10 protein-coding genes are annotated in these 13036 nt (G+C 61.8%); 8 read left to right on the top strand and 2 right to left on the bottom strand.

Annotated elements, in window-relative coordinates; translation table 11 throughout:
• The first annotated feature begins 57 nt into the window (after positions 1 to 57).
• From atpG to GNZ13_RS07575, 4 genes are all read left to right on the top strand, one after another.
• The gene (gene atpG / locus GNZ13_RS07590; RefSeq protein WP_172161964.1) at positions 58 to 942 is read left to right on the top strand and encodes a F0F1 ATP synthase subunit gamma; all 885 of its coding nucleotides are present in this window, start codon (positions 58 to 60) and stop codon (positions 940 to 942) included.
• A 101-nt stretch (positions 943 to 1043) separates the two neighbouring features.
• On the top strand, positions 1044 to 2438 hold the full coding sequence (gene atpD, locus GNZ13_RS07585) for a F0F1 ATP synthase subunit beta (RefSeq protein WP_172161962.1): 1395 nt from the start codon (positions 1044 to 1046) through the stop codon (positions 2436 to 2438).
• Positions 2439 to 2618: 180 nt separating this feature from the next.
• The gene (locus GNZ13_RS07580; protein WP_169490579.1) at positions 2619 to 3044 is read left to right on the top strand and encodes a F0F1 ATP synthase subunit epsilon; all 426 of its coding nucleotides are present in this window, start codon (positions 2619 to 2621) and stop codon (positions 3042 to 3044) included.
• A 237-nt stretch (positions 3045 to 3281) separates the two neighbouring features.
• Entirely contained in the window at positions 3282 to 5012 is a 1731-nt protein-coding gene (locus GNZ13_RS07575) for an AMP-binding protein (protein ID WP_172161960.1), read from the top strand.
• Between the two features lie 883 nt (positions 5013 to 5895).
• Here GNZ13_RS07575 and GNZ13_RS07570 read toward each other — a convergent pair.
• Positions 5896 to 6693: a transporter substrate-binding domain-containing protein gene (locus tag GNZ13_RS07570; RefSeq protein WP_172161958.1), complete on the bottom strand. Its 798-nt coding sequence runs from the start codon at positions 6691 to 6693 to the stop codon at positions 5896 to 5898.
• A gap of 218 nt (positions 6694 to 6911) precedes the next feature.
• On the opposite strand from GNZ13_RS07570, the gene hemE reads away from it, so the two are divergent.
• The 4 genes from hemE (at position 6912) to GNZ13_RS07550 (ending at position 12581) form a co-directional block, all read left to right on the top strand.
• Positions 6912 to 8012, top strand: coding sequence for a uroporphyrinogen decarboxylase (gene hemE / locus GNZ13_RS07565; RefSeq protein WP_172161956.1), 1101 nt, complete (start codon positions 6912 to 6914; stop codon positions 8010 to 8012).
• A 464-nt stretch (positions 8013 to 8476) separates the two neighbouring features.
• A complete protein-coding gene (locus tag GNZ13_RS07560; protein WP_172162149.1) occupies positions 8477 to 10723 on the top strand; it encodes a primosomal protein N' in 2247 nt (748 codons plus the stop codon).
• Between the two features lie 182 nt (positions 10724 to 10905).
• Complete coding sequence (locus GNZ13_RS07555; RefSeq protein ID WP_172161954.1) at positions 10906 to 12336, top strand: YeiH family protein; 1431 nt, start codon at positions 10906 to 10908, stop codon at positions 12334 to 12336.
• On the top strand, positions 12336 to 12581 hold the full coding sequence (locus GNZ13_RS07550; RefSeq protein WP_172161952.1) for a hypothetical protein: 246 nt from the start codon (positions 12336 to 12338) through the stop codon (positions 12579 to 12581). The genes GNZ13_RS07555 and GNZ13_RS07550 overlap by 1 nt, the downstream gene beginning before the upstream one ends.
• A 101-nt stretch (positions 12582 to 12682) precedes the next feature.
• On the opposite strand, the gene GNZ13_RS07545 is transcribed toward GNZ13_RS07550, so the two are convergent.
• Positions 12683 to 12853 carry a hypothetical protein gene (locus GNZ13_RS07545; protein WP_172161950.1) on the bottom strand — a complete coding sequence of 57 codons (171 nt, stop codon included), beginning with the start codon at positions 12851 to 12853 and terminating at the stop codon, positions 12683 to 12685.
• Positions 12854 to 13036: the final 183 nt, after the last annotated feature.

Raw genomic sequence — 13036 nt, 5'->3', positions numbered from 1 at the left:
TTGCATGGGACCCGAGTAAGCGCTGAAACGCTAACTCGGGCCGACAAGGAGCAAGCAATGGCTGGAATGAAGGAAATTCGCGGCAAGATCAAGAGCGTGCAAAACACGCGCAAGATCACGAAAGCGATGGAGATGGTGGCCGCATCGAAGATGCGCCGCGCTCAGGAGCGCATGCGCGCTGCTCGCCCGTATGCCGACAAGGTCCGCGATATCGCTGCGCACATGAGCCGTGCGAACCCGGAGTATCGTCACCCGTTCATGGTGTCGAACGAAGGCGCGAAAACGGCCGGCATCATCCTCGTCACGACCGATAAAGGTTTGTGCGGTGGTATGAACACCAACGTGCTGCGTGCGTCGGTGCAGAAGTTCAAGGAACTGGAAGCTCAGGGCAAAACGATCGAAGCAACTGCGATCGGCACCAAGGGTCTGGGTTTCCTGAACCGTCTGCGCGCCAAGGTGGTGTCGAATGTCGTGCATCTGGGCGACACGCCGCATCTGGAAAAGCTGATCGGCGCGGTGAAGGTGCAGCTCGACCTGTACTCGGAAGGCAAGGTTTCGGCGGTGTACCTCGCGTACACGCGCTTCGTCAACACGATGAAGCAGGAGCCGGTGATCGAGCAACTGCTGCCGCTGTCGGCAGACCAGTTCGAGCGCAAGGACGCAGACGGCACGACGCCGAGCACGCAGTGGGACTACATCTACGAGCCGGACGCACAGGCAGTGGTGGACGAACTGCTGGTGCGTTATGTCGAAGCGCTGGTCTATCAGGCCGTCGCGGAAAACATGGCATCGGAGCAGTCGGCACGAATGGTCGCAATGAAGGCCGCTTCGGACAACGCGAAGACGGTCATCAACGAACTGCAGCTCGTGTACAACAAGAGCCGTCAGGCCGCGATCACGAAAGAACTGTCGGAAATCGTCGGTGGCGCAGCGGCAGTCTGACCATAACGGTCAAGCACGCCGCTTTGTGTGCGCCTTCGTGGCGCACCCACCGAAACTGCGCCTTTGCGCGAGTGAAGAATTGAGTATCTAAAGGAAAAGCGATGAGTACTACTGCTTTGGTAGAAGGCAAGATCGTACAGTGCATCGGCGCGGTGATCGACGTGGAATTCCCGCGTTCGGACATGCCGAAGATTTACGACGCGCTCATTCTCGAAGGTTCGGAACTGACCCTCGAAGTCCAGCAGCAGCTGGGCGACGGCGTTGTCCGTACCATCTGTCTGGGTGCCTCGGACGGTCTGCGCCGCGGTACGACGGTGAAGAACACCGGTAAGCCGATCAGCGTGCCGGTTGGCAAGCCGACCCTCGGCCGGATCATGGACGTGCTGGGTCGCCCGATCGACGAAGCCGGCCCGATCAACTCGGACGTGGTTCGCGGTATTCACCAGAAGGCTCCGGCGTTCGACGAACTGTCGCCGTCGACGGAACTGCTCGAAACCGGCATCAAGGTTATCGACCTGATCTGCCCGTTCGCCAAGGGCGGTAAGGTTGGCCTGTTCGGTGGCGCCGGTGTGGGCAAGACCGTGAACATGATGGAACTGATCAACAACATCGCGAAGGAACACGGTGGTTACTCCGTGTTCGCCGGTGTTGGCGAGCGTACCCGCGAAGGGAACGACTTCTATCACGAAATGAAGGACTCGAACGTTCTCGACAAGGTCGCGCTGGTGTACGGCCAGATGAACGAGCCGCCGGGCAACCGTCTGCGCGTCGCGCTGACCGGTCTGACGATGGCTGAGCACTTCCGTGACGAAGGCCTCGACGTGCTGTTCTTCGTCGACAACATCTACCGTTTCACGCTGGCAGGCACGGAAGTGTCGGCACTGCTCGGCCGTATGCCGTCGGCAGTGGGCTATCAGCCGACGCTCGCTGAAGAAATGGGTAAGCTGCAAGAGCGTATTACGTCGACCAAGACTGGCTCGATCACGTCGGTGCAGGCCGTGTACGTCCCTGCGGATGACTTGACCGACCCGTCGCCGGCTACGACCTTCGGCCACCTGGACGCAACCGTCGTGTTGTCGCGTGACATCGCTTCGCTGGGTATCTATCCGGCAGTGGACCCGCTCGATTCGACCTCGCGTCAGATCGACCCGAACGTGATTGGTGAAGAGCACTACTCGATCACGCGCGGCGTGCAGCAAACGCTGCAGCGCTACAAGGAACTGCGCGACATTATCGCGATTCTGGGTATGGACGAACTGGCGCCGGAAGACAAGCTCGCCGTGGCGCGCGCTCGTAAGATCCAGCGTTTCCTGTCGCAGCCGTTCCACGTCGCTGAAGTGTTCACGGGCTCGCCGGGCAAGTACGTGCCGCTGAAAGAAACGATCCGTGGCTTCAAGATGATCGTTGAAGGCGAGTGCGACCACCTGCCGGAACAAGCGTTCTACATGGTCGGCACGATCGACGAAGCCTTCGAAAAGGCCAAGAAGATCCAGTAAAGGTCGGGTGTAACGAAGCGGGCGCCGGCCTCGCGCGAATCGATACTCAAAGCGGTATTGGAACGCAAAACCGGCGCCTCTTACTACGCTCAACCCAGCCTTGCATGGGACGAGGCGCGCTAGCGCTGCATGAGACCGAAGTAAGTGCTAAAGCGCTAACACTCGTCGACAGGAGTCGATATGGCAACCATTAAAGTAGACGTCGTCAGCGCGGAAGAGCAGATCTTCTCGGGCCAGGCGAAGTTCGTCGCGCTGCCGGGCGAAGCGGGTGAACTCGGCATTCTGCCGGGCCACACGCCGCTCATCACGCGGATTCGTCCGGGTGCGGTGCGCATCGAAATTGAAAACGGCGAAGAAGAGTTTGTGTTCGTCGCCGGCGGTATTCTCGAAGTCCAACCGGGCGCAGTGACGGTTCTGGCCGACACCGCTATCCGCGGCAAGGATCTCGACGAAGCCAAGGCCGAAGATGCACGCAAGCGCGCGGAAGAAGCGCTGCAAAACACGGGTTCGAACCTCGAATACGCCACCGCGCAAGCGGAACTGGCGTATGCGACGGCTCAACTCGCTGCGATCCAGCGTCTGCGCAAGCTGCGCGGTCAGAAATAAGCAGCACGTATCAGAGAAAAAGCAGCCCTCGCGGCTGCTTTTTTTTGACCTCTACTTGACGTTTACGGAAAGGTAAGCAAAATCATATGCTCGGATCGAGCGCTGAGCAGCTGCAACAGTAAGGCTGCCTCAGAGGGCGGGTAACACTTGATGCCGTACGGACATACGCCGGTGGCACAATCGATTTCAATCTCATTTCAATAGACTGAGCGAGCTTCCGCTCACGGAGACAACACCATGGCAACGCACATGTCAGGCGAAGGCGCACTCATCGAACCCAAAGACAATTTGTCGTACGTCCGCGGGTCAACCGAGATTCCGTTGAGTGAAGCGCCGCTCGGTCAATTTCTGCGCGACACCGCGGCGCGCTTCCCTGACCGTCCGGCCGTGGTATTCCGCGAGCAGCGTATTCGCTGGACGTGGAAGGAGTTCTCTGAAGAGGTCGACGTGTTGGCGTCCGGGCTTCTCGCACTGGGTATCGTGAAGGGCGACCGGGTGGGCATCTGGTCGCCAAACCGCGTGGAATGGCTGCTCACGCAGTTCGCCACCGCGCGCATCGGCGCGGTGCTGGTCAACATCAATCCGGCCTACCGGCTCGCGGAACTCGAGTACGCGCTGAACAAAGTCGGCTGCAAAGCGATCATTGCGGCCGAGCGTTTCAAGACGTCGATGTACCTCGAGATGCTGCAGGAGCTCGCACCGGAACTGGCGACGCAAAATCCGGGCGAACTGCGCGCCGCTCGCTTGCCAGATCTGCGCTACGTGATTCGCATGTGCGACACGGAAACGCCCGGTATGCTGACCTTCTCGGACGTGATCGAGCAGGGCCGCGCGACACTCGACGTCGCGAAGCTCGACGCCATCGGCGCGACGCTGTCCTGCCACGAACCAATCAACATTCAGTTCACCAGCGGCACGACAGGCAATCCGAAGGGCGCGACGCTGACGCATAGCAATGTCGTCAACAATGCGCGCTATATCGCGATGGCGATGCGTCTAACGGAGCAGGACGGCTTGTGCATTCCCGTCCCGCTCTATCACTGCTTCGGCATGGTGCTGGCGGTGCTGGCGTGCGTGTCGGTCGGCGCGAATATGGTGTTCCCGGGCGAGGGCTTCGACCCGGCTGCAACGCTTGCGGCCGTCGCCGAAGAGCAGTGCACCGCGCTGCACGGTGTGCCGACCATGTTCATCGCCGAACTCGATCATCCGAACTTCGCCACCTATGACTTCTCGCGCCTGCGCACGGGCATCATGGCTGGTTCGCCGTGCCCGATCGAGACGATGAAGAAGGTCGTCGCGAAGATGCATCTGAACGAGATCACCATCGCCTATGGCATGACCGAAACGAGTCCGGTGTCCTTCCAGAGTTCGACCACCGACCCGCTCGACAAGCGCACCACGACGGTCGGCCGTATTCAGCCGCATCTGGAAGTGAAGATCGTCGATCCGCTCGGCAGCATCGTGCCGGTGGGGGAAACGGGCGAACTGTGCACCAAGGGCTATTCGGTGATGCAAGGCTACTGGGGGGACGAAGAGAAGACGCGGGAAAGCATTGTCGACGGCTGGATGCATACCGGCGATCTGGCGACGCTCGATGCCGACGGCTACTGCAACATTGTCGGCCGCCTGAAGGACATGCTGATTCGCGGTGGCGAAAACATCTACCCGCGTGAGATCGAAGAGTTTCTGTTCCGCCATCCGAAAATCCAGACCGTGCAGGTGTTTGGCGTGCCCGACGCGAAATACGGTGAGGAAGTGTGCGCGTGGATCGTATTGCGCGCAGGAGAGCAGGCCACAGCCGAGGAAATCCAGCAGTTCTGCCAGGGGCAGATCGCTCACTACAAGGTGCCGAAGTACATCCGCTTCGTCGACGAATTGCCAATGACGGTGACCGGCAAAGTGCAAAAGTTCGTCATGCGTGAACGGATGATCAGTGAATTGAAGGTGCAGGAAGACAAGACGGCCTGATGGCCATGCTGGTTCGGCGCCACACGAAGATTCGCGCGGCGCCGGCCGACATTTTGTGGGAAACCGTTTGCTGTGAAAGGCGGCAGTGAGGGGGAAAACACGCGGCTGAATAACCGCGAAAGCGACCCGCCGAAACCGCCAAAAAGAACTCGCAAACGCTTGACCGGACGAAAAAAAAGCGGGCCTGGAGCCCGCTAAAAACCACACGCTACGGGGTTAGCGCGAGGAGACCAAAGAAGGAACCGACTGAGACGACGACCCTGCGCCGACTACGGCCCCAGCAGGGATGCCCCTTCACAGGGCTTCGGCATACGCCGACCGGCAAGTGCATTGTATCCGCTCACACCACGCACCCAGCCACATCCGTGTTGAAACCGTTGAGGGCATTGTGGGCGAATTAATCTACGAGCGCGGTAACAAAGTGTTTCAGGTTGTAACGCCCGCCAGATAAGGCGTTGCGGGACTTATTTCCAATCCGAAACGTTTTAAGCGTAAGTTTTACCGATGACTGTTACGCAATTTCATACGCCTGATTGATGCTATTCGCGATGCATACTGCGGCGTAATCCGTTCAGTCGATTCCGCATGAAATGGTTGCATGCGCATCTTTTTTGGGACGAGTTGGCCGTATTGCAGGCGCTTTCCATCGTCACGAAGCCCGTCTGTTCGCGGGCAAGCGCGTGCGCTGCGCTGCAACACCCGAGCATGCGTGAAAGACGCGCAAAGGGCCGGTTCGTTGGACCCCTGTTCAACCGCATTGTTCGAGTTTTGCTTAACACCTTGGGGTCTGGTTACATGATTGTGTCAGCCATGCGGACCTATTAATCGATCAAGCCGCCTGGCTTTTCCGGTTGAGCGGGCCGCAGGCCGCATCCCACAACCTTTACTTCAGCCATTTATCCGAGATCACCTGATACTCGCCAGTTGCTCGCACAAGGTGCAACCACTGATCGACGTATTGCTGGAACGTCACATCGCCGCGCGGCAGCAACCAGGCTTTCTCGCCATACTGGAAGGGCTTGTCCGGGTGCACCGAGCAGAGCCCTGGATTCAGCTTTTGCTGCAACAAGGTCTCCGACGCATCCGTCACCATCACGTCGGCCTTGCCGGCGAGGATCTGTTTGAAGATCGTCACGTTGTCCGGATAGACGGTCAGGTTCGCATGCGGGAAATACTGCTTGGCGAAACGCTCGTTGGTGCCGCCCGGATTGACGATCACGCGGGTTGCCGGCTGATCGATCTGCGCCACCGTCTGATACTTGCTCGCGTCGTCGCACCGGACGATCGGCGTTTTGCCGTCGATCATGTACGCCTGAGTGAAAAACGCGCGCTTCTGGCGCTCGAGCGTCGGCGAAACACCGCCCATGCGGATGTCGCATTTCGCGACGAAGTCGTTCATCAGGTTCGGCCACGACGTCTTGACGAATTCCGCCTTCACGCCAAGCGATTTGGCGAGCGACTCGGTCATGTCGATATCGATGCCTTCGAACTGGCCGTCTGCCTTGTAAAACGAGTACGGCTTGTAGTCGCCGGTCGTACAGGCGCGCAGCGTGCCGCGCGTAAGGATTTCGTCGAGCCGCGAGGGCGCCGCGGCGGTGGCGCTGGCCTGGGCCTGGGCCACGCCTGCGTGCATCAAAACACTGGCCAGAACGCCGAGCAGTGCGAGTGCTGCCTTGTTCATCGAGTCTCCTTCGTTGCGCGTTATTGTTTGGTAAGGCTGTCGGAGGATAGCCCGGCGATTCGCGCTTGAACATTGGCCGTTCAGCTGAGTCATGGCGCCGCACGGCGTGGCAAAAAAGTCAGCCGCAAGCCAGGTGCGTGAGCGTTATTGCCCGCATCAAGCGCGATACGGCGAGCCGGGTCCGGTAAAATGCTTCTTTGCCCTCAGTCGTACGCAACGTGGCCCATAAACTCCTGAACGACACTTTCCTGCGCGCGCTGCTGCGCCAGCCGACCGACTACACGCCGATCTGGCTGATGCGGCAGGCTGGCCGCTACCTGCCGGAATACAACGCCACGCGGGGTCGCGCGGGCAGTTTCCTCGGTCTGGCGAAGAACCCGGCGTACGCAACGGAGGTCACGCTGCAACCGCTTGAGCGCTATCCGCTCGACGCCGCGATCCTGTTCTCCGACATCCTGACGGTGCCGGACGCTATGGGCCTCGGTCTCGAGTTCGTTACCGGCGAGGGCCCGCAATTCGCCCGGCCGGTGCGCACGGAAGACGATGTGGCGCGCCTCGCGGTGCCGGATATCGACGCCACGCTGCGCTACGTGACCGACGCGGTGCGCGAAATCCGCACCGCGCTCACCGACGCGCAAGGCCGTCAGCGCGTGCCGCTGATCGGGTTTTCAGGCAGCCCGTGGACACTGGCGTGCTACATGGTCGAAGGCGGCGGGTCGGCGGACTTCCGCACCGTCAAATCCATGTTGTACGCGCGCCCGGACCTGATGCACCGCATTCTCGACGTCAACGCGAAGTCGGTTGCGGCGTATCTGAATGCGCAGATCGAAGCCGGCGCGCAAGCCGTGATGATTTTCGACACGTGGGGCGGGGCGCTCGCGGACGGCGTCTATCAACGCTTCTCGTTGCAGTACATCAAGCAGGTCGTGAGTCAGTTGAAACGCGATCACGACGGCGAAAAAGTGCCGGTGATCACCTTCACGAAGGGCGGCGGGATGTGGCTCGACGAGATCGCCGATATCGGCGTGGATGCGGTCGGTCTCGACTGGACCGTGAACCTGAGCCGAGCGCGCGAGCGCGTGGGTAGCAAGGTGGCGCTGCAAGGCAATATCGATCCTTCGGTGCTGTTTGCGCCGCCGGCTTCGATCCGCATGGAGGCGCGCGCCGTGCTCGACAGCTTCGGGAATCACCCTGGCCATGTTTTCAATCTCGGCCACGGCATTTCGCAGTTCACGCCGCCGGAGAATGTTGCCGAGCTCGTGGACGAAGTACATCGCCATAGCCGCGCGATTCGCAGCGGCGCGCATGCACCAACCTGACGCCGTAACCGTTGTCATTTTTGCTGCGACGCAGCGAACTGGGCTCTCGGTCTAAGGGAATATTTGTAGTCAGCGGGCCGTCCGATGCTGGTCCCGCAAAAGTCAAGACTTGACTTATGCACATTGATCACGCTGCGGCGCGGTAGAAGCTTTCGTCGTGCCCTAGCCCTTGCACATTACCGGCGCATTTGATCTAAGCCTTGTCTGGCAAGGGTTTCAAGGGTTCACGACAAAATGTGCGGAATCCCACAGAAGGCCGCTGCGGCGCGGTTCTCGGCCCTTCTGAACGAAGTTCTCAACAAAGTTATCCACAGGCAAGCGGGCCGATTGCAATTGTTCAGCCGAATCCAAAATTTAGCGCGGAAATTGAAGTTTTACTTTAACTTCGATGGGTTCGCCGTTTGCTCAATGTGCACCGTGACGCGGCGTTGTGCCGCATCCATCTACCTGATCCACACCGCCGCGTGAGTGACGTGTTCGTCCGCGTCGCGCTGGATCATCCGCTGCCGACTTTGTTCGACTACCGCTGCGACATGCCCGAGCGCGTCGCGCCGGGCATGCTGGTGAGCGTGCCGTTCGGCAAGCGTCACGTGGTGGGCCTCGTATGCGAAGTGACCACTCACAGTGATGTGCCCGCTGAGCGCCTGCGGGCGGTCAACCATGTCTGCACCGCCTGCCCGCCAGTGTCTGCCGAATGGCTGGCTTTGACAGCCTTCGCTGCCGACTACTATCAACGCGGCCTCGGGGAAGTGGCTTTGCCCGCTTTGCCGCAAGCCCTGCGCGACGCCTCGCGCTGGTCGCGACTGTTCGCACCGGAAGAGCGTTATAGCCTGACGGCGGAGGGTCGCGCCGCGCTGCCGCAAACATTGCCTGTGCGCGCCAGCGCGTTGCGCAAGCTTGCCGAGGCTCTCGCCGAGGCGGAATTTCTGATCGCCGCCGACGCTCGCGCGCTCCATCCCAAAGCCATTGCCACTTTGGACACATGGCAAGCCGAAGGCTGGGTTGCGCTGGAGGTGATCGAAGCCGCCGAGGTGCTCGCCACCCCCGCATCGCCGGATACGCCCGCACCCACCCTGCCTACCCTCACCGACGAACAGGCGAGCGCAGTCGAAGCGATCCGCGACGCGAACGGTTTCGCACCGTTCCTGCTGCACGGCGTGACGGGCAGCGGCAAGACCGAAGTGTATCTGCGCGCGCTCGCCGAGATTCTGGCAGCGAAGCCCGACTCGCAGGCACTCGTCCTCGTCCCTGAAATCAATCTGACGCCGCAGTTTGAGTCGGCCTTCCGTGCGCGCTTTGCCGCGCTCGAAGGCACGTCGATCGTCACGCTGCACAGCGGCCTCGCAGAAGGCGAACGGGCCCGCAACTGGTTCGCCGCGCACACGGGGCGCGCCCGCATTGTGCTCGGCACGCGGCTGGCGGTGCTAGCCTCGCTGCCAAAACTTGCGATCATCGTCGTCGACGAGGAACACGATCCGGCCTACAAGCAGCAGGAAGGCCTGCGCTATTCGGCGCGTGATCTGGCGATCTATCGCGCCAAGCAACTCGGTTTGCCGGTCGTGCTCGGCTCGGCTACGCCGTCGCTGGAAAGCTGGTGGCAGGCGGATCAGGGGCGCTATAAGCGTCTTACCCTGTCGCGCCGTGCGGTCGCCGAGGCCGTCCTGCCGACCGTCAAGCTGATCGATCTGGAAGAAGAGCGGCGGCGCGGGCGGGCCTCGGTGGAGGGTTTGTCCGGGCCGTTGATCGCGGCGTTAAAGGCCCGGCTCGAGCGCGGTGAGCAGAGTCTCGTGTTCCTCAACCGGCGTGGTTACGCGCCGCAGCTCGCCTGCGATGCCTGCGGCTGGGTGGCCGGCTGTCCGCGTTGCAGCGCCTACGTCGTGCTGCACAAACCCGAGCGCGCGCTGCGCTGTCACCACTGCGGCTGGGAATCGCGCATTCCGCGCTCGTGTCCGGACTGTGGCAATGTTGACATCGCACCGATGGGACGCGGCACGCAACGCGTCGAAGAAACGCTGGCGAGCGCAGTACCCGGCGCCCGCGTGCTGCGCATCGACGCCGACAGCACGCGCCGCAAAGGCAGCGCGCAGGCGCTGTTCTCTGATGTCCACGCAGGCGAGGTCGATATCCTCGTCGGCACGCAGATGATTGCGAAGGGCCACGACTTCCAGCGGGTGTCGCTGGTCGGCGTGCTGAACGCCGACACCGCCTTGTTTTCACACGACTTCCGCGCGAGCGAACGCCTCTTCGCGCAATTGATGCAAGTAAGTGGCCGGGCGGGCCGCGCCGGGTTGCCGGGCGAAGTGCTGGTGCAGACGCGTTACCCGCGCCATGCGCTGTATCACGCGCTGGGGCGGCATGACTACGTCGGCTTTGCCAATTCGACGCTGGCCGAGCGGCGCGACGCTCATCTGCCGCCGTTCGCCTATCAGGCTTTGCTGCGCGCCGAAGGCCGCACGCTCGAAGCCGCGGTCGCCTTCTTGCAGCAGGCCGCGGCCGCGCTGACGGAGATCCCGGCCGCCGCGCGTGTGACGGTCTACGACGCCGTGCCGCTCACCATCGTCAAGGTGATGCACGTGCATCGTGCGCAATTGCTGATCGAGAGCGCCTCGCGTGCCGCGTTGCAAGCCACCTTGCGCGCGTGGCAGCCGATGCTGCGCGGCCTGAAGGGCGTGCTGCGCTGGAATCTCGAAGTCGATCCGCTCGACATCTGACGCCTCTCGCCGCGCCTGTCATCGCGCCACTTGGGGCGTTACTCCTTTCAGTCATATTCATAGAGCGAATGGTCGTTTCGCTTTGCGCCGCCGCTCGCCTATATTTCGCCGAATCGGCGCATGCTCAGGCAAAACTCAAACAACCCCGCGTCGATGCACCTCAACTACCTCGGGGCATTGCCATGAGCGACACCAATCAAACGCTGCCGACCGGCGCCGCACCCGGCAAACACCGCAGTGGCCATAGCGCACACGGCGGCGGTCTCTTTTCCACTGAAGACTGGTGGGCCGTCTGGATCGGCCTGCTGGTGATCGTAATCGCCTGGGGGCTGTTCGCCTCGGGCGGCAGCATCAAGTGGCTGGCGGTGGCGCCGGCCAAATGGTCGACCGTGGCGCAAGCCGCGCAGGACATCGGCAAACATCTGCCGAACTATGTCGCGCTGTTCATCGTGTTCGCCGTGCTGTTCGGCGTGAGCCTCGCCGCGCTGAAACAGCGGGTCGGCGCTTTCCTGGCCGCTTTCCTGATCCTGTTCGTCGGGGCGGCGCTGATCTTCACGCTGGGCGCGTGGGTCAATGCGTCGAAGTACAACCTCGAGCCGCCGCTGGTGGCGCTGGCGTTCGGCCTGTTGATCTCAAACGTCTTCGCGCTGCCTGAGTGGTTTTCAGCGGGCTTGCGCGTGGAGTTTTACATCAAGGTCGGCATCGTGCTGCTCGGCGCGACGCTGCCGTTCACCTTGCTGGTGTGGGCGGGGCCGGTCGCGGTCGGGCAGGCGACCATCGTCTCGCTCGTGACGTTCTTCGTGATCTTCTTTGCCGGTAAGGCGTTCGGCCTCGACCGGCGGTTTGCGGCCGTGCTCGGTGTGGGCGGTGCGGTATGCGGTGTCTCGGCGGCGATTGCGATTGCCGGCGCGGTGCGGGCCAAGCGCGAACAGGTGTCGGTGGCGATCACACTGGTCGTGTTGTGGGCGATCGTGATGATCTTCGTGCTGCCGTTCGTCTCGCGTTCGTTGGGTTTATCGACAGGGGTAGCCGGCGCGTGGATCGGCACCTCTGAATTCGCCGACGCCGCGGGAATTGCCGCCGCGCAAGCCTACGGCGACTTCGCGAAGCATGCGGGCGGCGTGATTGCTGGCGCACCCGAGGCGTCGCTGCAGGCGTTCACGCTGATGAAGGTGGTTGGCCGCGACATCTGGATCGGTATCTGGGCGTTCGTGCTGGCGATTGTCGCGACGACGCGCTGGGAATCCCAGGACAGCGGTGTCAACGCGAAGGCCAATGCGGGTGAAATCTGGGCGCGCTTTCCGAAATTTGTGATCGGTTTCGTGATCGCGTCGGCGCTGGTGACGTGGATCGCCAGCCACTACTCGTTGGCCGACTACCGCAAGGTCGTCACGCCCGAATTCGTCGCGCCGATCGCCGCGCTGCGCACATGGGCGTTCACGTTCTGTTTTCTGAGCATTGGGTTGACCACGCGCTTGCGCGCGCTTTCGGCCACCGGCTTGAAGCCGTTCCTCGCGTTTACTGCGGGCGTGGTAGTCAATATCGCCATCGGCTACGCGCTGTCCGCGCACGTGTTCGCACCGTACTGGAATAGCTTGGGGCAGGGCTCGTGATGAGCGAGGCTGTCCGCATCGCCGGCACGGCCCACGCACGTGGAGAAGCGTGCGCGCCGTGCTGTGCAAACTGCCGGTATCGGGCCGAGGATCGGCATTCGCTGGAGCAGAGCATTCCGGGCCTCGCCGTGTTCAGTTCCGGGTTTGGCGCGAGCGTGGCGGACAGCCGGCTATGCCGTCTGCACGACCAACTCGTTTCGCCCGACGACGCCTGTGCTCAGTTCGAGCCGATCCCGCATCACTGACGCGGGCGTTTGCGCCGCCGCGGGTGGCGCAGATTCACTGCTCGCTGTGTCAGTTGGGACCGGCGTCGCTATGTCTAGCGCGAGTCGCCGGATTCAGCCATTCAATCGTTCACCGCTGCCCGCGCATCGCCAGCCGATGCGCGCGATGCCGGCCGCGCGCGTTCATCGGCTGCCGCGCGTTTGCTCGAACCACCCGTCGCGCCACGAATGAACAGCACGGCGCAAGTCGCGCACATGGCCCAGATGCCCAGTATTACCAACCACTTTTCCATTTCAGCCAGTCCTCTAAAACCCCGTACCGTTTTTATGTGCGTGCCTTGCGGCCGCGACCATCCATGTTCTGTATAACGGCGCGCCGATCAATCTGATAAGGGTAAATGCAAAAAGAATCACGCCAGGGAAAGTACTGATCGCAACCGCCGTCGCCATGCGCAGCGCCATTCGGCGCAAACCCC

The sequence above is a fragment of the Paraburkholderia elongata genome, assembly GCF_013177735.1.
In the GTDB taxonomy this organism is placed as follows: Bacteria; Pseudomonadota; Gammaproteobacteria; order Burkholderiales; family Burkholderiaceae; genus Paraburkholderia; species Paraburkholderia elongata.
This window is presented reverse-complemented; position numbering and strand designations above follow the sequence as displayed.

What these genes read in the sequence shown, in the direction of transcription:
- GNZ13_RS07575 (WP_172161960.1), top strand. Translation starts at nt 3,282, where the DNA reads ATGGCAACGCACATGTCAGGCGAAGGCGCACTCATCGAACCCAAAGAC.
- GNZ13_RS07550 (WP_172161952.1), top strand. Translation starts at nt 12,336, where the DNA reads ATGAGCGAGGCTGTCCGCATCGCCGGCACGGCCCACGCACGTGGAGAA.
- atpD (WP_172161962.1), top strand. Translation starts at nt 1,044, where the DNA reads ATGAGTACTACTGCTTTGGTAGAAGGCAAGATCGTACAGTGCATCGGC.
- GNZ13_RS07570 (WP_172161958.1), bottom strand. Translation starts at nt 6,693, where the DNA reads ATGAACAAGGCAGCACTCGCACTGCTCGGCGTTCTGGCCAGTGTTTTG.
- GNZ13_RS07580 (WP_169490579.1), top strand. Translation starts at nt 2,619, where the DNA reads ATGGCAACCATTAAAGTAGACGTCGTCAGCGCGGAAGAGCAGATCTTC.
- GNZ13_RS07545 (WP_172161950.1), bottom strand. Translation starts at nt 12,853, where the DNA reads ATGGAAAAGTGGTTGGTAATACTGGGCATCTGGGCCATGTGCGCGACT.
- atpG (WP_172161964.1), top strand. Translation starts at nt 58, where the DNA reads ATGGCTGGAATGAAGGAAATTCGCGGCAAGATCAAGAGCGTGCAAAAC.
- GNZ13_RS07555 (WP_172161954.1), top strand. Translation starts at nt 10,906, where the DNA reads ATGAGCGACACCAATCAAACGCTGCCGACCGGCGCCGCACCCGGCAAA.